The sequence below is a fragment of the Streptomyces sp. OR43 genome, from assembly GCF_008042275.1.
Lineage (GTDB): Bacteria > Actinomycetota > Actinomycetes > Streptomycetales > Streptomycetaceae > Streptomyces.
On sequence record NZ_RDBK01000012.1, the window covers coordinates 25,564 to 43,932 of the forward strand.

The 18,369-nt window shown below is 67.9% G+C and carries 14 protein-coding genes; 9 read left to right on the forward strand and 5 right to left on the reverse strand.

What is annotated here, in order from left to right:
* Positions 1–35: 35 nt before the first annotated feature.
* From EAO72_RS08325 to EAO72_RS08335, 3 genes are all read left to right on the forward strand, one after another.
* Complete coding sequence (locus EAO72_RS08325; RefSeq protein ID WP_148016598.1) at positions 36–680, forward strand: class F sortase; 645 nt, start codon at positions 36–38, stop codon at positions 678–680.
* Positions 681–987: 307 nt separating this feature from the next.
* Positions 988–1,971 carry a sphingomyelin phosphodiesterase gene (gene sph, locus EAO72_RS08330; RefSeq protein ID WP_148016599.1) on the forward strand — a complete coding sequence of 328 codons (984 nt, stop codon included), beginning with the start codon at positions 988–990 and terminating at the stop codon, positions 1,969–1,971.
* 126 nt (positions 1,972–2,097) lie between these two features.
* Positions 2,098–2,751: a hypothetical protein gene (locus EAO72_RS08335; RefSeq protein ID WP_148016600.1), complete on the forward strand. Its 654-nt coding sequence runs from the start codon at positions 2,098–2,100 to the stop codon at positions 2,749–2,751.
* 49 nt (positions 2,752–2,800) lie between these two features.
* On the opposite strand, the gene EAO72_RS08340 is transcribed toward EAO72_RS08335, so the two are convergent.
* Positions 2,801–3,217 (reverse strand): hypothetical protein, encoded by a 417-nt coding sequence (locus EAO72_RS08340; RefSeq protein ID WP_261991369.1) that lies wholly within the window; start codon positions 3,215–3,217, stop codon positions 2,801–2,803.
* A 273-nt stretch (positions 3,218–3,490) separates the two neighbouring features.
* On the reverse strand, positions 3,491–4,717 hold the full coding sequence (locus EAO72_RS08345; RefSeq protein WP_148016602.1) for a DNA sulfur modification protein DndB: 1,227 nt from the start codon (positions 4,715–4,717) through the stop codon (positions 3,491–3,493).
* Between the two features lie 164 nt (positions 4,718–4,881).
* Between EAO72_RS08345 and EAO72_RS08350 the strand changes: the two genes are divergently transcribed.
* The 4 genes from EAO72_RS08350 (at position 4,882) to EAO72_RS08365 (ending at position 13,670) form a co-directional block, all read left to right on the forward strand.
* Entirely contained in the window at positions 4,882–7,047 is a 2,166-nt protein-coding gene (locus EAO72_RS08350) for an N-6 DNA methylase (RefSeq protein ID WP_187284968.1), read from the forward strand.
* A gap of 85 nt (positions 7,048–7,132) precedes the next feature.
* Positions 7,133–9,250, forward strand: a complete 2,118-nt coding sequence (locus EAO72_RS08355) for a type I restriction-modification system subunit M (RefSeq protein ID WP_148016603.1) — start codon at positions 7,133–7,135, stop codon at positions 9,248–9,250.
* Positions 9,247–10,488, forward strand: a complete 1,242-nt coding sequence (locus EAO72_RS08360) for a restriction endonuclease subunit S (RefSeq protein ID WP_148016604.1) — start codon at positions 9,247–9,249, stop codon at positions 10,486–10,488. Before EAO72_RS08355 ends, EAO72_RS08360 begins: the two co-directional genes overlap by 4 nt.
* Positions 10,485–13,670: a type I restriction endonuclease subunit R gene (locus EAO72_RS08365; RefSeq protein ID WP_148016605.1), complete on the forward strand. Its 3,186-nt coding sequence runs from the start codon at positions 10,485–10,487 to the stop codon at positions 13,668–13,670. The genes EAO72_RS08360 and EAO72_RS08365 overlap by 4 nt, the downstream gene beginning before the upstream one ends.
* Before the next feature lie 79 nt (positions 13,671–13,749).
* Here the strand turns inward: EAO72_RS08365 and EAO72_RS08370 are convergent, their stop codons facing one another.
* The gene (locus tag EAO72_RS08370) at positions 13,750–13,953 is read right to left on the reverse strand and encodes a DUF397 domain-containing protein (RefSeq protein ID WP_148016606.1); all 204 of its coding nucleotides are present in this window, start codon (positions 13,951–13,953) and stop codon (positions 13,750–13,752) included.
* Positions 13,950–14,852 carry a helix-turn-helix domain-containing protein gene (locus EAO72_RS08375; RefSeq protein WP_148016607.1) on the reverse strand — a complete coding sequence of 301 codons (903 nt, stop codon included), beginning with the start codon at positions 14,850–14,852 and terminating at the stop codon, positions 13,950–13,952. The genes EAO72_RS08370 and EAO72_RS08375 overlap by 4 nt, the downstream gene beginning before the upstream one ends.
* Before the next feature lie 258 nt (positions 14,853–15,110).
* On the opposite strand from EAO72_RS08375, the gene EAO72_RS41830 reads away from it, so the two are divergent.
* Positions 15,111–15,251, forward strand: coding sequence for a hypothetical protein (locus tag EAO72_RS41830; protein WP_187284969.1), 141 nt, complete (start codon positions 15,111–15,113; stop codon positions 15,249–15,251).
* Positions 15,252–15,600: 349 nt separating this feature from the next.
* Here the strand turns inward: EAO72_RS41830 and EAO72_RS08385 are convergent, their stop codons facing one another.
* Complete coding sequence (locus tag EAO72_RS08385; protein WP_148016608.1) at positions 15,601–16,233, reverse strand: hypothetical protein; 633 nt, start codon at positions 16,231–16,233, stop codon at positions 15,601–15,603.
* Between the two features lie 386 nt (positions 16,234–16,619).
* Here EAO72_RS08385 and EAO72_RS08390 point away from each other — a divergent pair, with 386 nt between their 5' ends.
* Positions 16,620–17,927: a hypothetical protein gene (locus EAO72_RS08390; RefSeq protein ID WP_148016613.1), complete on the forward strand. Its 1,308-nt coding sequence runs from the start codon at positions 16,620–16,622 to the stop codon at positions 17,925–17,927.
* Positions 17,928–18,369: the final 442 nt, after the last annotated feature.

Sequence of the window (18,369 nt, forward strand, 5' to 3'; positions counted from 1 at the left end):
CGAACACCGTCACGAGGATGGACAGGCCCACCCCCATGCCCCGTACCACCCCGTCCCTGGCCCGCGCCTGTCTGGTGCTGACCGCACTGACCGCACTGACCGCACTCACCGCGCTGACAGGCTGCTCCGACGCCTCACCGTCGAAGTCTCCGGCCGCCGCCGCACCGACAACCACCACGTCCGTCACCTCCGACGCCGAAGCCTCGGCCACGCCGCGGGCCCCGGCAACGCCCGCTGCCCAGGCGCCTGTTCATGTCTCCATCCCCTCCCTCGGGGTGGACAGCGACATCATGCGCCTCGGCCTCAACACCGACGGCACGGTCGAAGTCCCGCCCGCCGAGAAGGGCATGACGGTCGGCTGGTACACCGGCGGCCCGGTGCCCGGCGCGCAGGGACCCGCCGTACTGATCGGCCACAACGACACCCGCTTCGGCCGGGCCGTCTTCCACGACCTGAAGAAGATCACCAAGGGGGCGGACATCACCGTCCGGGACGCGAAGGGCGCCGAAGTCCACTTCGAGGTCACCGGCCGCGAGACGGCGAGCAAGACCGCGTTCCCGACCAACCGGGTCTACGGCCCGACCGACGACCGGGCCCTGCGCCTGGTCACCTGTGACGGCGCGTTCGACGCCCAGGGGCATCCCGTCGACAACCTGATCGTGTACGCGACGAGGCGCTGACGCACCCGGCAAGCGGCGGCGTGTCCGAGCCGGGCGCATCCGCTCCCCCATGGACCCACCAAGGTCTCGATCGGCCGCGGCTACACGTTGCAGATGTACGTCTGCCCGGAGTCGTTCGACCATCCGCATCTGCAGGTGATGCAGTGGGCCCGGGTCGGGGCGAACGGGGAGCACGACCACAGGCACCCGATGGACGGCAGCAGGAAGGGATCTCGGCACCTGGAGTCTACCCACGGGTAACTCACCCTGCTTTCATGTGACAAGACCTCACCGCCCCCCAACTGCCAGAGCAGAAACAGGAGTCCAGGTGCCCCACTCCGCGCTTCGCCGTATCTCCGGTGTGACCCTGTCCGCCGCGCTCGCCGCCGTCGCCCTGACCGCCGGCGCCCCGCACGCGTCGGCCGCCACCGGCACTCCGTCCCTGCGGGTGCTCACGTACAACGCGTTCCTGATGAGCACGAGCCTCTACCCGAACTGGGGTCAGGCCCACCGGACGGCGGAGATCACGAAGACCGGGTTCTTCCGTGGCAATGACGTGGTCGTGCTCCAGGAGGCCTTCGACAACGCCTCGTCGGACGCACTGACCGCCGACGCCTCGGCCCAGTACCCGTTCCACACCCCGGTGGTCGGCCGGAGCAGGAGCGGATGGGACGCCACCAGCGGGTCCTACTCCGCGGCGACGCCCGAGGACGGCGGCGTCACCGTCCTCAGCAAGTGGCCGATCGTCCGGCGGGAACAGCACATCTACAAGGACGCCTGCGGCAGCGACTGGTGGTCCAACAAAGGCTTCGCCTATGCCCAACTGAACGTGAACGGCACCCGGGTACACATCGTCGGCACCCACACCCAGTCCACGGATCCGGGATGCGGCGCGGGCGAGGCCGCGGAGGTCCGGGGCCGGCAGTTCCGGCAGATCGACGCGTTCCTCGACGCGAAGAACATCCCGGCGTCCGAGCAGGTCATCGTGGCCGGCGACCTCAACGTCGACTCCCACTCCCCCGAATACGCGTCACTGCTGGCGAACGCCGGGCTGACCGGGGCGGACGCCCGGACCGGGCATCCGTACTCCTTCGACACACAGGACAACTCGATCGCCGCCGACCGCTACCCCGACGACCCGCGCGAGGACCTCGACTACGTGCTGCATCGTGCGGGCCATGCGAAGCCGACGGGCTGGACGAACGAGGTGGTCAAGGAGAACAGCGCGCCCTGGACCGTGTCCAGCTGGGGCACGGACTACACGTACACGAACCTCTCGGATCACTATCCGGTGGTGGCTTCGGGACGGTGACTAGCCGAGTGGGGGCGGGCCAGCCCCCCCCCCACTCGCCACAACGCCCTTCGCCGCCGACCTGCGGTCCACTCTCCCTGGGCGCAAGCTGAGACGAGGAACAACTGCCGGAAGGAGCCGGTCACCATGGCTCGAAGACTGCATGGCACACCGGCCCGGGGGCTCCTCGCGGCGGTCGGTGCCACCGCCGCCGTCGGCATGCTGGCGGCCTGCGGCACCGCTGGGGACGCGGCGCACATGCGGAACGGAGCGGTACAGGCGAGCGCCGCCGCAGCCCGTACCACAGCGGCCCCGTCGGACGACCATGTGCGGGTTCTCAAGGAGGACAGGACCCTCCCTGTGGCGATCTCGCCGAACGACGTGCTCGACATCCCCGCGAGCTCGGCCGAGGTGACCCTGACGGAGCTGAAACAGGCCGACAGCTTGCCGAGTGACGCCGGCCTGGACCCGGAGGTGGCCGATCCGGGGATGACATTCGTGTGCCTGGAGATGAAGGTGCAGAACACGGGCGGCGCGGAGTTCGACACCTCCCCGCTGACGCATGCACGGTGGACCGGCGAGGACGGGGAAACGAAGAACATCGAACCGTTCACCAACAGCGCCTGCGCGGGACTGGGCGTGGCCGACGAGAACTTCCTGAACGAACCGGACCCGCGACCGGGTGAGTTCGTGAAGGCGACCACGGTGCTGATGGTGCCGGACGACCAGCCGGGATACCTGGAGTTCGAGGACGGCCAGGAGTTCGCCATGTTCAAGGTGGAGACCCGCGCGGCCCGCTGACGGATGGCGGCGTCCGGCCGGGGTCGTGGCAGGCCGGAGCCACGACCGCTCAGCCAGCCCGCTTCCACTCCGCGCACCGGTTCGTCTTGAAGTACTCCCCCTTGTTGAGCGTCACCCGGCCGGGGCCTTCGAGGTTGTTGTTGGCGATGATGGACCCGAACTCCCCGCTCGCGTCCTTGGCCCGCTCCCAGTAGCAGCCGAAGGACCCGTCGGACCCTGCCGTCTTGTACGTCCCTGCCGCGATGTCCTCCCCTACCAGGTACTCGCCGTCACCGCTGAAGCTCGTGGCCGGTCCGGAGGCCTCGGTCTTCTTCGGGGGCTCGGGCTTCGCCGTCACGGTCTTGGTGACGGTCGGCGCAGGACGGGCCTTGGCCGCCCCGGTCACGGTCACGGTCGGCCCCGGCTTCGCCGTCCCGCCCGCCTTCGCGTCCCCCGGCTCCGTGTCCGCGCCGCCACTCGCGCCCATACCCACACCGATGAACAGCGCCGCGAAGGCGGCCGCCCCGTGGGTCAGCCACGCCTTGGCCGGCGAGGGCTTGCGGGGCGGGAGCGCCGGCGGAACGGCTGCGGTGTAGTGCGGAACCTGGTGGGGCCCGGTGCCTGGTACGGGCCGGGGCCCTGGAAGTCGGGACTGTTCATGGTGTGCTCCGTTTGCTGGTGGGTGGTCGCGCGGGTCGTGGTCATGCGGGGTGCGCTGCCTCGCGGGGAGCGGACAGGAAGAAGCTCGAAACGGGCAGGGTCACTGCCCCCGGATACGGCGGCCCGCCTCGGTGCCCGGGTACAGGAGCGCGTCCGCGACGCGGCCTCCGGAGTCCTTCACGCCGCCGCTGAAGTTGAGGCGCCCGGACGCGCCGGCCTTCGCGGCGACGCCGTCCCAGTAGCGGGCCTCGCGCGCCCAGCGGATACCGGCGAGGAGCCGGTCCAGTTCGTTCGCGCCCATGGCGTTCGAGGGGTCGGCCCACGGGGTGGTGTGGTGCACGGCGATCCCGAGGCCGGCCAGTACAGCGGGTGCGGTGAGGGCGCTGCGGGAGAGGAAGTGCTCGGCGTGCTCGGCGATCAGGCGGGCCAGGGCCGGGACGACGTACTGCTCCACCTGCTCGGCTGTCGCCGCTGCGGGCAACTCGTCCTCGTGAACGGTCTCCGCCGACCGGGAGAGCCCGCCCTTGCCGTAGACCGCCGTGATGACCAGGGCCCGCATCGCGGAAAGCGTGACGACCTCGGGCTCGGCCTTCCCTACCTGCCGCTTGGTGGCGTTGACGAACTTGGTGAACGGTACGAGCCGGCCGTCGATGTCCACCTTGACGGCCTCGGCGACGCGGTGCGCGAGGCGGGTGGCGAAGTCGCGCTGGTCCATGGACATGGCCAGGTTCTTCGCGACGGCGACGCCCTGTACGTTGCGGTCGTAGAAGATCTGCCGCGCGTCGGCGACGCTCAGGTCCACGTACAGCTCGAACGGCACGCGCACCTGGGCGAGTTCGGCGTACGTGAGACCGAACCGCTCAGGGTCGTCGTACAGCTCGTGCCACGCGGTCGTCTGCGTCTCGCCGTCGATCGCGACGACCGACGTGCCGGGCGCGATGGTCAGCGTCCGCAATCCGGTCCCCGGCAGGAGTTCGTCACTGAGCGCGGCAAGCGGACCGGCGTGCCAGAAGGTGATCGGCGGGGTCGACCAGCCGGAGCCGAGTTCGCCGTTGACACCGTCGGCGATGTACTCGGCGTAGGAGCCGACGTTCTTCCCCTTCTGCGTGGACTTCAGCGCCCGCTGCACCAGCGCCCGCAGTTCGGCGTGACGCCGCACGGCCCCCGAGGCCGCCTTCAGCGTCTTCGTGTCCTCCTCACGGCGGGGTGACGGAACGAGCTGGACGAGCGTCGGTACGGACATGGTCCCGATCACCGCGTCGGCCCGGAAGGGCATGACGGTGAGCTGGGTTCCCTCGATGACTGCGGTCGGCATGGTGATGGGCATGGCGATGCTTCCCCCACGGGTTCGACGACTGTCTGCCGAGCACTTGCGCTCGGAAGCAATCCAAGAGAAGCAGGAACGTGAAAGCATTGTCAATCAACATCATCAGTTTGACTGGTGGTGTAGGTTGTGAGCTGTTCACTACCGAGAGGTTCAGGACTCGCGCCATGCCACAGCCATCCGCCCAGGTGACCGCCGCCGAGATCTCACGCATCGCAGGAGTCACGCGCGCCACCGTCAGCAACTGGCGCCGCAGGCACGACGACTTCCCGGCCCCGTCGGGGGGCACGGAGTCCAGCCCCTTGTACGACCTCGTGGAGGTAAAGGCCTGGCTCGGCGCCCGCGGCCACGCGACGACGGCCGATCCGGCGGAGGAACTGCGCACCACGCTGCGTCTGCATCAGCGGAGCGGCAGCCTGACGGGCAGCCTGCTCCCTCTGGTGCTGGCCGCCGCCCGGTGCACGCCCGAGGAGCGCACCGCGCTCGCCGGCCTGTCCGACCCGAGCCTGATCGTCCGCGCGGAGGGGGCGTCGGCCGATGTCTCCGACCTTGTCCCCGGAGCGGAGGCCGTCCGCTTCGCCGGGGAGGACATCGACGTGCTGCGTGCACTGCTGCGCTGTGTGGACGACGACGCGACCGGTGAAGCAGCCCTGGCCGTATTGGCGGAGCGGGAGCTGGAGGACAGCTCGGTCGGCGGCACCTACCGCACCCCCGCCCCCCTCGCGGACCTGATGGCCCGGCTGGTTCCGGGCCCGTGCGAGCGGGTGCTCGACCCGGCGTGCGGAAGCGGGGCGCTGCTTGCTGCGGTGGCCCGACGGGGCGCGGGTGCGTTGTTCGGGCAGGACACCGTTCCGGTGCAGGCCCAGCGCAGCGCGGTGAGCCTGCTGCTGGCCGCGCCCGATGCGGACGTCACGGTGCGCGTCGGCGACAGCCTCCGCTCCGACGCCTTCACCGACCTCACCGTCGACGCCGTCCTGTGCAACCCGCCGTACGGTGACCGCGACTGGGGCCACGACGAGCTGGCGTACGACTCGCGCTGGGCGTACGGCGTCCCGCCCCGTGCCGAGTCCGAGCTCGCCTGGGTCCAGCACGCGCTGGCCCACCTTGTGCCAGGCGGCCACGCCGTAATGCTCCTGCCACCCGCCACCGCGTCGCGCGCCTCGGGCCGCCGCGTACGCATGGATCTTGTACGCAGCGGAGCCGTTCGCACGGTCATCGCCCTGCCCCCGGGCGCTGCGGCACCCCTGCACGTGGGGCTGCAGATCTGGGTGCTGCAGCGCCCCGAACCGGCGGGTCCGGAGCGGAAGTCGGTCCTGTTCGTCGACACGACGGAGGCGGGGGGCGCGGGCGACCGGTCCCCGGCGGCATCGGCGGCGACCGGCGCGCGGGGCGCCCGTGCCGCGCTGGACTGGCCCGTGCTGACGGAGACGGCCCTGGGCCAGTGGTCGGCGTTCACCGAGGCCCCGGACACGTTCACGGACGAGCCCGGTACGGCGCGTGCGGTGCCGGTGGTGGACCTCCTGGACGACGTCGTCGACCTCACGCCCGCCCGACATGTCCGCGCTTCCCGCACGGACATCGCCCCGGTGGACCTGGTCCGCGAGACGGAGGAGGTACGCCGCCGACTCGTCGCCGGGGCCGCGTCGCTCGGCAAGGCGGCGCGCTACACCGACTGGAGCGCGGCCGGCCCGACACCCCGCGAGTGGCGCACGGCCACCGCGGCGGACCTCGCACGGGGCGGCGCGCTCACACTGCTGCGCACGGCGCCGGAGTCGCGGGACTCGGCGGGCGACGCGTCGACGGCCACGCTGCCCGTGCTCACCGGCCCGGACATCGCCCGGGGTGCGGCTCCGTCGGGTGCTCCGGGCAGCCTGCGTACGGACACGGCACCGGTGATCGCGCCGGGCGACGTCGTCGTACGGGCAGTGGCGGGCGGCAACGGTGCGATGGCCCGGGTGACGGACGTGGCTGACGCGGGAGCCCTGCTCGGCCCCCAGGTGCACCTCTTCCGCCCGGACCCGGCCCGGCTCGACCCGTGGTTCCTCGCGGGCTTCCTGGGCTCGGCGGAGAACATCGCCGCCGCGTCGACGGGCAGCACCATCCTGCACGTCAGCCCGGGTCGCCTACGCGTCCCCCTGCTGCCGCTGGAGGAGCAGAGACGCTACGGCGAGGCCTTCCGCCGCGTGCACACCTTGCGCGCGGAGGCGGCACGCGCCACGGAGCTGGCCGACGAAACGGCCCGGCTGCTGGCGGGCGGCCTCACCGGGGGCGGCCTGATCCCGTCACCACCGCCGGCCGCGGACGCCAATCCATCGGGCACCGAATCGGCCTGAACCGGCACCACGCTTTTCACGTAACCACCACACTTGCCCATACCCGCTCCGGCAGAGCGGGGTCGATATGGAACCGGGGAACCCCTTGAACAGCAGCAAGCACACGGAGCTGGCGAACCACGCCTGGTCCGTCGCCGACCTTCTGCGCGGCGATTACAAGCAGTCCGACTACGGAAAGGTCATCCTTCCGTTCATCGTGCTGCGCCGCCTGGAGTGCGTACTGGAGCCGACGCGGGAGAAGGTCGCGGCGGAGGTCGTCCGGTGCAAGGAGGAGCAGCTCGACCCGGACTACTTCCTGCCCCGGGCATCGGGCCACTCCTTCTACAACACGAGCAGCCTGACCCTGAAGTCGATCGTCGGCGACGCGGGCAACGCTGCCGCGAACCTCCAGGTGTACGTGGGCGCTTTCTCCCCCAACGCGCGTGAGGTGCTGGAGAAGTACGAGTTCGCCCAGCAGATCCGCAAGCTGGACAGCGCGAACCTCCTCTACCAGGTCATCGGCAAGTTCACCGATCTCGACCTGCGCCCGGAGGTCGTCTCCAACCACAACATGGGCTACATCTTCGAGGAGCTGATCCGCCGCTTCTCCGAGCAGTCAAACGAGACCGCGGGTGAGCACTTCACCCCGCGCGAAGTCATCAAGCTGATGGTCAGCCTGCTGATCGCCCCGGACGGCGACGCACTCAGCCTGCCCGGTGTCGTCCGCACGGTCCTGGACCCGGCCTGCGGCACGGGCGGCATGCTCAGCGCGGCCGAGGAGCACATCAAGTCGTACAACCGGGACGCCACGGTCGAGGTGTACGGCCAGGAGCTCAACCCGGAGTCCTGGGCGATCTGCCGGTCCGACCTGATGATCAAGGGGCAGGACCCGGAGAACATCGCCTTCGGCAACTCCTTCTCGGACGACGGCCACAAGCGGGAGACGTTCGACTACCTGCTGGCCAACCCGCCGTTCGGCGTGGAGTGGAAGAAGGTCAAGGAGGACGTCGAGTACGAGCACAGGACCCTCGGCGAATCCGGCCGCTTCGGCGCGGGCCTGCCCCGCATCAACGACGGCTCGCTGCTTTTCCTCCAGCACATGATCTCGAAGATGAAGCCGGTAGACGTGAAGGGCGGGGGCGGCTCGCGCATCGCGATCGTCTTCAACGGCTCCCCGCTCTTCACGGGCGCGGCCGGCTCCGGAGAGTCGGAGATCCGCCGCTGGATCCTGGAGAACGACTGGCTGGAGGCGATCGTCGCCCTGCCCGACCAGCTCTTCTACAACACGGGCATCTCGACGTACTTCTGGATCCTGACGAACCGCAAGGACCCCCAGCACAAGGGCAAGGTCGTGTTGCTGGACGCGCGCGACCAGTGGGTGAAGATGCGGAAGTCGCTGGGCGACAAGCGCAAGGAACTCGGCGACGGCACGGGCAACAAGCCGAACCACATCGGCGACATCACCCGCCTGTACGCGGACGCGGTGGCTGCGGCGGCGGACACGGAACACCCGCTGCACGCCAAGGTGAAGGTCTTCGACAACACGGCGTTCGGCTACCAGCGGATCACGGTGGAGCGGCCGCTGAAGCTGCGGTTCGAGCTGACGGAGGAGACCCTGGCCGCGCTGCTCGCGTCGAAGCCGGTCCAGAAGTGGGCGGAGGAGCGCTTCCTGCCCCGTGAGCCGGAGCTCGCTGCGAAGGCGAAGGCCCGGCGGAAGCTGACGGAGGACGAGGATGCCCAGTTCCGGAAGCTGGCCGATGCTGAGGCGGCGGTGCTCGGGGATGCGTTGAGACCGCTGCTGGGCTCGGAGTGGGCGACCAAGTCCGAGGCGCAGGTGGCGGTGCGGAGCGCGATGGCGGAGGCCGGCGTGCCGGGGCCGACGGGGGCGCCGTTCGCTAAGGCGTTGCGGGATGCGGTGGGGGTGCGGGATCCGGAGGGGGAGGTGCAGCTCCTCAAGGGCGGGGCCTCGGAGCCGGACGCGGAGCTGCGGGACTACGAGAACGTGCCGCTGGGCGAGGACGTGGAGGAGTACCTGACGCGGGAGGTGCACCCGCACGTTCCGGATGCGTGGATTGACCATGCGAAGACGAAGGTGGGGTACGAGATCCCGTTCACGCGGCACTTCTATGTGTACGAGCCGCCGCGGCCGTTGGCGGAGATCGATGCGGAGTTGAAGGCGCTTGAGGCGGAGATTCAGGCGCTGCTGGAAGAGGTTACAGAATGACCTGGCCAACGGTACCGTTGCGACGCCTCGTTACATGTCTGGACGGCCGACGAGTCCCACTGAACAGCGAGCAGCGAGCAGCTATGAGGGGAAGCGTCCCGTACTGGGGAGCTGGCGGCGTAGTAGATTTTGTCGATAAGGCAATCTTCAACGAGCCATTGATCCTCCTCAAGGAAGACGGATCTCCCTTTTTCATCCCAGGAAAAGGCGTTGCCTACCACGTAGAGGGGCCAACCTGGATCAACAATCATATCCATGCCCTACGCACAACAGGTGCCGATGGACGGTTTCTCGCTTACGCACTCAACTGCGTTGACTACTCGAATTACCTCACAGGGTCGACGCGGGACAAGCTCACACAAGAAGACCTAAAGAAGATCGATATCTGGCAACCTCCCCTCAAGGAACAGCGCCGCATCGCCGAATTCCTCGACATCGAAACTGCCCGTATCGATCGTCTCCTGCAACTCCGCTCCCGGCAGATCGATCTTCATGACGAAGCGAAATTCAGCCGGACTTACGACGCAGTTCGCGGAGCAAAAATCACTGGTGAGCGAAAAAGCAGCGGCCTCACCTGGCTCGGTTCCATCCCAACAACCTGGAGAGTTGCTGCCGTCTCCCACTATTTCGAGGTCGAGCTAGGAAAGATGCTCAACCAAGAGCGCGCACAGGGAGACCAACTGCGCCCCTACCTTCGCGTAGCGAATGTTCAGTGGGATCGAATCGACACCAGCGATCTAGCAATGATGGATTTCCCGACAGAGGAACGAGTGCGATTCCGCCTCAAGGCGGGTGATCTTCTCGTAAACGAGGGAGGGAGTTGGCCAGGCCGAGCAGCTATCTGGAACGGAGAAATTGACGAAATCTACTACCAGAAGGCTTTGCATCGAATCCGCTCCCGCAGCGTCGAGGTTCCACGCTGGCTCTACTACTGCCTCGTCGTGGCCGAGCAGATGAAGGTTTTCCAAGTGCAGGGCAACACAAGCACGATGACGCACCTGACACGGGAGCAATTGAGGCCCCAGCGGTTCCCGTTCCCCAAACCTGATGTCCAACGGAGCATTGTGGCGCAACTCAATCGCGCACAAGATCGAGACTTGAAGGTGCGCCAACTGCTAAACCGTCAGCGCTCTCTACTCGCGGAGCGCCGCCAAGCCCTCATCACTGCCGCCGTAACCGGCCAGTTCGACGTCTCCGCCGCCAGCGGCCGCAGCGTAACGGACGGAGTCACGGCATGAGCCCAATCCACAGCGAATCCGCCTTCGGCGACGCGATTGTCGCGGCCATGATCGAGCGCGGCTGGCGCGACGCGCAGCCCGAGGACTATCAGGCCGACCTCGGCCTCGACACCAACGAGTTGTTCACCTTCCTCGGCGAGAGCCAGATCCATGAGTGGAACGAGCTCCTCGCCGTCTACGGCAACGACGTCAACGCCGCCCAGCGCGGCTTCGCCCAGCGCCTCGACAAAGCCATCAGCGAAGACGGCCTCCTCAAGGTCCTCCGCAACGGCGTCAAGGACCGGGGCGTCCGCCTCCGCGTGGCCTACTTCAAGCCGAATCTCGTCGCCGACGACTCCGTCCTCGACGGCTACCGCGCCAACCGCCTCACCGTCGTACGCGAACTCGCCTACGCCACCAAGCAGGCGGACTGGAACAACCGGCTCGACCTGACCCTGTTCCTGAACGGCATCCCGGTCGCCACCGCCGAGTTGAAGAACCCGCTCACCCGGCAGGGCGTCGAGCACGCCAAGGAGCAGTACCGTGCCGACCGCGACCCCACCGAGCTGATCTTCACCCGCCGGGTCATCGCCAACTTCGCCGTGGACCCGGATCTCGTCTTCGTCGCCACCCAGCTCCGAGGCAAGAACACCCGCTTCCTCCCCTTCAACACCGGCTCCAACGGCGCCGGCCTGCCCGGTGGCGCCGGAAACCCGGACCCGACCGCGTACGGCACCTACGCCACGTCCTACCTGTGGGAGCAGGTGTGGGCGCGGGACAACTGGCTGGACCTGCTTCAGCGTTACGTGCACCAGCAGAAGACCAAGACCCCCGGTGGCGGGACCACCAAGTCGACGATCTTCCCGCGCTTCCACCAGTGGGACGTCGTCAAGAAGCTGACCGCCCACGCCGCGACCTTCGGCGTGGGTCAGAACTACCTCGTCATGGCCTCCGCCGGGTCCGGCAAGTCGAACACCATCGGCTGGCTCGCCCACCGGCTGAGCGACCTGCACGCCGACACCGATCCCCGCACGATCGACCCGGAAGCGCTCGCGGCCGGCCGGATCAAGCCGGGCTCACCCGTGTTCGACAAGGTCATCGTCATCACGGACCGCCGCAACCTCGATGCCCAACTCCGGGAAACGGTCGGCAGCTTCTCGCAGACCGAGGGCCTCGTGGTGAAGGTCGACGAGAAGCACGGCTCGAAGAGCGAGCAGCTCGCCCGTGCACTGTCCCGCGACACCGGCAAGATCGTGACGGTCACTCTGCACTCGTTCCCCGCGCTCATCGACTACATCGAGCGCAATCCGACGGAGATCAAGGGCACCAACTTCGCGATCGTCATCGACGAGGCCCACTCTTCGCAGTCCGGCGACGCCTCCACCGCCGTGAAGGCTGCACTTCGGGACCTCGGTCTGGACGCGGACTCCGAGGACCAGGGCGCGAGCACCGCGACCGTCTACGAGAAGCTGAAGCAGAAGGCCGCGGAACGCTCGAAGGCCGCGAACCTCTCCTACTTCGCGTTCACCGCCACCCCGAAGGCCAAGACGCTCGAACTTTTCGGCACAGAGGACACCGTGGACGGCGTGGCGGCCTACCGCCCCTTCCATACGTACTCCATGCGCCAGGCCATCGAGGAAGGGTTCATCCTCGACCCGCTGCGGAACTACGTCACGTACAACACGTACTGGAAGCTGGTGAACGAGAACCGCGACGAGCGCGAGGTCGACCCCTCGAAGGCCAACAGCCTGCTCGCCCGGTACGCGCTCATGCACGAGAGCACCGTCACCCAGCACGCCCAGGTGATCGTGGAGCACTTCGTGACGCACTCCCGAGGCCGGCTCGGCGGTCGCGCCAAGTCCATGGTGGTGACGGCTTCGCGCGAGTCCGCCGTGGAGATGGCCCGTGCGATCAAGAGCTACATCAAGGACCTGGGGTACGACACCAAGTATCCGGACCTGGGCGTCCTCGTGGCGTTCTCCGGCTCGCTCAAGATCGACGGTGACAAGGACGAGACGACCGAGCCGAAGGAGAACGGCGGCATTGCGGAGAGCGGGCTACCGAAGGCATTCGCGTACACCCGGGCCGACGACAAGACCGTCGGCGCGGGCGGGCGGGGGCAGCAGGAGTACAAGATCCTGGTCGTCGCGGAGAAGTACCAGACCGGCTTCGACCAGCCGCTCCTCACCACCATGTACGTCAACAAGACCCTGACCGGAATCTCCGCAGTCCAGACGCTCTCCCGGCTCAATCGCACGGCCGACCGCAAGACGCAGGCGGACCTGGCGGTCCTGGACTTCGTGAACGCCGCCGAGGACATCCAGGAAGCGTTCCGCCCGTACTTCGAGGAGGCCAACACCCTTCCCTCCGACCCGAACCTGCTCTACACCGCGCAAGGCCGGGTCATGTCGGCGCCGATCATCTCCGAGTCCGAGATGGACGAGTTCGCCGCCGCGTACTTCACGGCGAAGGAGAAGGCGGCCGGCTCACAGGCAAAGTGGGAGAAGCTGCACGCCGAGCTGTACCGGCTCCTCTCCCCTGCCGTCGCGCGCTTCACTCCCCTCCTGGAGAGCGAGGAGGAGGACGACGTAAACGAGGCCGAGCAGTTCCGCGCCAACCTCAATGACTACGTGCGGAAGTACGGCTTCCTCGCCCAGATCGTCCCGTACCGCGACGCGGAGTTGGAGCGGCTGCACCTCTACGGCCGCTACCTCCTCAACCGGCTCCCCCGCCGTGCGGACGGCGGCGTCGACATAGGCGAAATCGACCTCAGCCATCTGCGCGTGGAGAAGACGGGGGAATACGACGTCTCCCTGTCCCCCGAGGGGCCGACCGCGCTCCCCGGATTCGGCGACGGCACGGGCGGTGCGGCGGAGCCGGAGAAGTCTCTGCTGTCGGAACTGATCGAGGCGTTCAACGCCAAGTTCGGCACGGAGTTCACCGAGGGCGACGTCCGCAAGCCGTTCAAGAAGACGACCGACGACCCGAAGGTCCGGGCCGCGGCCGTCGTCAACGACGAGGCGAACTTCGGCAAGGTCTTCGACCGCGCCTTCGCCGACAACATGGCCGATCACATCGAGGCAACCGCCGGCATAGGGCGCCAGTACTTCGGCCCCGACAAGAACTTCCGCTCCAGCCTGGACCGCAGCGCCCGCCGGGCGGCCTGGCGGATGATCCGCCGGGACGAGGGCCTGGACGAGTAGTTCGTCGCCCGTACGCACGGGATGGCCCCGCCGCGCTGCCGGTTCGGCACGCGGCGGGGCCCTCCTGCATAGGCGCGGCTCAGCTCGCGACGAGCCCGACGAACCCCGCCCATGCGCCCGGCCCAACCGTCAGCACGGGACCGCCGGTCTGCTTCGAGTCACGGATGTGCACGCGAGCGACGGCGGCAGCAACCTCAACGCACTCACCACCGTTCCCTGTGCTGTAACTGCTCTTGTGCCACACCAACTCGGGACCGGTCGGCACAGCGTGGTGAACGGTCATTTCTCTCCCAGAAGCTTCGCAATGAACTCCGTGGACTCACGCGGAGTGAGCGCCTGAGACCGGATGATGCCATAGCGCGCTTCGAGTTCGCGGACCATGTCCCGGCTGGTGTACAGCCGGCTGTCACCCTGTACTTCAGCGTAGGCGAGGCGCTGTCCCTGAGCCATGTCGATCAGTGTGAACGGTCCTCCGAGCGCCGCATGGTCCTCACGGTCCAGCGGCATGACCTGAATCTCCGCGTTGCGTTTGCTCCCGATTCTGAGCATCTGCTCCAGCTGGCCGTATAGCGTCGGCCAGCCACCGATCGGCCGACGGAGCACAGACTCGTCGACGATGAAGCTCAGCAACGGAGCGGGACGCCGATCGTAGATCTCCTGCCTGGCCAGTCGAGCTGAGACGCCCTGCTCGATATCCTCCTCGTCAAGCAAGGGACGTTCCAGCTCGAAGCCGGCTCGGGCGTAGTCCGCCGTCTGAAGCAACCCCGGGATCGCGTACAGGCCATACACGCAGAGCCCTACGGCCTTCGCCTCCAGCCGCGCGGCGTCCCGGAAGAACGCCGGATACTGAGCCCGCGCCAACTCCTCCTTCAACGCCAGCAACAACCCCCCGGCATCCAGCACCGGATCCGCCTTGTCAATGAACTCCGGCTGCGGAATCCGACGCCCCTGCTCGAACGAGGCGATCGACTGCGCCGCATACCCCACCCGCTTCCCGAACTCCGTCCGGTCCAGCCCCGCCCGCAGGCGCAACAGCTTCAACTGCCGCCCGAACGCGACCGCTACTCCGTTCTCCGGCTTACCCTCCGGCCGCCCCCCGGCTTCAGGCCCACCGCTCGCCTCCGCACCCGGCTCCGTCCCCGCTTCGTCCAGCGCCATCGTCACCACCGCCTGTCCGTACATACGCGCCCCGCGCCCGGCCCCAACTCAGGACTTCCTCACCCACGCTCGCGCCTGCGCACCGCAGCGCCCGCCTCGGCTCGTCCCACTCGGGCACCGTAATCACCTGCAGACCCGCCTGCACCGCGTTCGCTGGTGGCTCCCTCCAAAGAGTGGCCGCCTCGAACCAGGGGGCAGGGGCTCTGCCAGGTCGCCGGGGCCCTCCCCGGGGGCGTCAACCGAGGCTGCTGCCACGCCCTTCCGACTTACGGGTATGTGGACATGGGGCTCACACCGAAGCTCTCGTGTGTCACCGCCATGGTCGTCGCGGTCACCGCCCGCGCGCCCACCGCAGCAAACGCGCTGGGCCCCCAGGCCTCTCAGCTGGTCGACGGCGTGATCACGGCAGCGGGCAGCGCCTAGACCGACGCCACCGCCAGCGCGGACCCACCTGCCGCCCTGGCCGTCGACCGCTCCACTGTCAACAGCAGCGGCGACGCGAGCGCCACGCTCAGCAACAGCCCGATGCTCACCTTCGACGACGCGGGGACACGGCGGCCTCCGACAACTACCTCAACGAGGCGTTCACCGCGTCCAAGAGCTCAGGCAGCTTCCTCTGCCCCCGCAGCGCCGCCCTCGCCGCCGGTCAAGACTCCGCCCGACAGTGGCGCTCGCGCGTTCGCGTCAGCTCCGAGGTGGGCAACAACGGTCCCGCACAGGCTCTTCGGCTGATGCCAAGCCCGCCGCTTGCGGCCCGTTGTCAGCCGAACGGTCAGATGCAGGACCCTTCGCTCTCCACGCTGTCGGGCCGGATGCAGGCGGTGCCAACAGCATTCTCGCCACTGCGGTCGTAGACCTGGAGGACTGACACCTCGTCGACCTCCCACCAGGCATCGAACGCCTCAGCCATGTGCTGGCTCTGCGCCTCCAAGCCCATCATCTTGTCAGATTCCGCCTCGTCACCACCATCTATGGCCTCGTAGTTGACGGTGGCGTAGTCGGAACTGGCCTCCAGGACCGGGTAGGCCTTGCGTTCGTAGCCTCGCCACCCCTTGAGGTGACGCACGGCCTTCCTCTGCTCGTCGGACCCGTGCTTTGCGACGAACTCCTTGAACCGTTCGAAAGTGCCGGGATTGTCGACGATCTCCGCAAGCGACAGCGTGACCTTCTTTGGCTCGCGTCTGGCCGTCTTCTCCGGCTTCTGCACGGCAGAGATATCCGGCCAGGGGCTGACAGGCTTCGACAAGTCAGCCGTGGGGCTCGCAGTAGCGCTGGGCTTGACCCTTGGCGCAGCGTCAGATGAGGCATCGTCACTGCCACAACCCGCCAACGTCACGGTGAGCACACTCACTGCGACAGCGCCGCTTATGAGAGCCGACTCGTTCTTCCTCATGTTGATCCCCACGTACACGACCTCCGTTGGGTCAGCGCTGGAAGGGCCACGGGCAGGCAGGACCGCAAGCAGCGACAACACTCACCCCGTGACGCGCGATCATACATGTGGTCAACCTGTGAAGAAATCGCGACCCTTGCGTGCGGTCTCATCCGGTGGTCCGGAGCGGCGTTGCTCCCAGCCAGGTGGTTGCTGGGCGCATTCGGGTTCATGGGGGAGCGTGTGCTCGTTCGGCTGCTCCTTGATCTGGGCGGCCCAGATCACGCAGGTGAGACGCACCCTTGCGTTACCGGCCGTTGATTCGTCAGGAGGCCGAACCCGTGGTCGTATTGACGGAGTTCATGCTCTCCGTGTCGGACGTCAGCCGTACGCTGTTGTCCGAAAACAATGGGGAGACGATGACTGACGACCACGAGGCAATCATTCCGGTGTGGACGCTGGGGACCGGCGACACCCCGGTGCCCTATCTGGCCGGTGAGGAGTTGATGACGGCGGAGCGCTTGACCGAACTGCGCAGTGTGCTGGCCGGCCTGGCCGCCGAGCCGATCGCCACACTCGAGGTTCATCCGCTGCCCGACAAGCTCGACCGCAGCCGGGGCATTCCGCTCGATGCCGCGAGTCCCCTGGCACAGCACCTGTCGCAACTCATCACGCAGTCAGCGCGAAGTTCCTCTGCGGCGGCGAAGGCGACCGCATCGGGCGAAGGCCTGTATCGCATGGTGGTGCCGGCGAAGGTTGCCGCCCAGTTCGGGCAGGGCATCGTGCGTCCGATGGCGGCAAAGGGGGCAGCCGGAGGATTCCACGGTGCGCTCGTGAATTCAACGGGCATCGCTGCCCAAGCGACGTTCATGCCCGTCGGAAAAGCGGCAGCAGCGGGCGTAGTCGGCGGAGCCGGTGCGACAGCAGGAGTCGCGGCCGCCGGCAGCGCGGCGCTCACCGTGGCCGCGCCGCTCGTGCTCATGGCCGTAGCCGTGGGAGTCAGCGCGAACGCTGACCGCAAGCGTCAGCAGGCCGTCGAGCACATCACGGAACTGCTGGAGCAATTGCAGGACGACAAGCTCAATAGCGAGCGCAGTGAACTCGACGGCTGCCGCGATGCCATCGACAAGGCCACCACCGTACTGCTCGACCAGGGCAAGCCTGGTGTCTCGCTGGGACTGGACTCGGCGGTGCACGCCATCAGCAAGGCCCTGGAAGAAGCCCGCCGCCGCCTCGACAAGTGGCAGAGCGCGCTCGACAAGCTTCCCGACGGCCAGGCCGTCGAGATCGCCACGCTGACCAAGTCGTTCCCCGGCATCGATAGCGACGGCGGCACGTTCCGCGCCCACCTCGAACTCGCCGCACTGGCCATCGCGCTGAAGCAGCGGGTCATCGTCCTCCAGGCCGTCGAGCATGCCCAGAGCGACCCTGACAACTTGTTCGGGAACTTCGCCCGCACACTCAAGAGCGACCAGCAGCGCCTCGACGCACTGGAGTCGGGCATCGCCGGTGTCCTGGAACGCCTGTCGGCGCTGGAGCTGGCACGCCCGAGCGGTTTGCGGCCCGTCTTCACCACCGGTGAAGTCGATCGCCTGATGCGCACCGCACACCGCATTCACCAGCTGAGTGACGGCGTCGTGGTCCACGGCCACAAAACGGAGGTGGCGATCGAGATCGCCCGCAACAAAGACGGCTCGCTGGACGTGTTCCCCGCGCTGGCCGCGTAGACAGCTCGGCAGCACCGGCTTCGCTGCCGGTCGATGACCTTTGCGACATGCGGCCATCGACCGGCCGCCACTGCTGGAGCGGATAGCACGCGCAGACAGTTGCACCAGGAGCGCGGACTGCTCGTGTCGTCCGGTTCACACGTGACCGCGACTCTGTCAAGGCCTTGTCTCCTTCGGTCGCCTCGCCCCATGGCCTGCCCCAACCGCGTACAAGCCGAACGCCACCGCGTACAAGCCCATCGCGACCGCGCGTCACCACTGGTCACCGTGAGCGACGGCGCGAAAGCGTGGGGGCATGACCAGTAACCCGCCACCCCTCCCCGTCAGCGCCGATACCAGGAGCAGCCCTCTGCCCCCGTCTCCGTCTCCGTCACTGTCTACGTCTACGTCGAGCCCGGCATCCGGCGCCGCGGCGGCCGGCTGTACGGGGAGTCGCTCGCCG

Coding starts and splice junctions, on each gene's coding strand:
- EAO72_RS08325 (WP_148016598.1), top strand. CDS start 36: ATGCCCCGTACCACCCCGTCCCTGGCCCGCGCCTGTCTGGTGCTGACC.
- EAO72_RS08335 (WP_148016600.1), top strand. CDS start 2,098: ATGGCTCGAAGACTGCATGGCACACCGGCCCGGGGGCTCCTCGCGGCG.
- EAO72_RS08340 (WP_261991369.1), bottom strand. CDS start 3,217: ATGGGCGCGAGTGGCGGCGCGGACACGGAGCCGGGGGACGCGAAGGCG.
- EAO72_RS08345 (WP_148016602.1), bottom strand. CDS start 4,717: ATGCCCATCACCATGCCGACCGCAGTCATCGAGGGAACCCAGCTCACC.
- EAO72_RS08350 (WP_187284968.1), top strand. CDS start 4,882: ATGCCACAGCCATCCGCCCAGGTGACCGCCGCCGAGATCTCACGCATC.
- EAO72_RS08360 (WP_148016604.1), top strand. CDS start 9,247: ATGACCTGGCCAACGGTACCGTTGCGACGCCTCGTTACATGTCTGGAC.
- EAO72_RS08365 (WP_148016605.1), top strand. CDS start 10,485: ATGAGCCCAATCCACAGCGAATCCGCCTTCGGCGACGCGATTGTCGCG.
- EAO72_RS08370 (WP_148016606.1), bottom strand. CDS start 13,953: ATGACCGTTCACCACGCTGTGCCGACCGGTCCCGAGTTGGTGTGGCAC.
- EAO72_RS08375 (WP_148016607.1), bottom strand. CDS start 14,852: ATGTACGGACAGGCGGTGGTGACGATGGCGCTGGACGAAGCGGGGACG.
- EAO72_RS41830 (WP_187284969.1), top strand. CDS start 15,111: ATGGGGCTCACACCGAAGCTCTCGTGTGTCACCGCCATGGTCGTCGCG.
- EAO72_RS08390 (WP_148016613.1), top strand. CDS start 16,620: ATGACTGACGACCACGAGGCAATCATTCCGGTGTGGACGCTGGGGACC.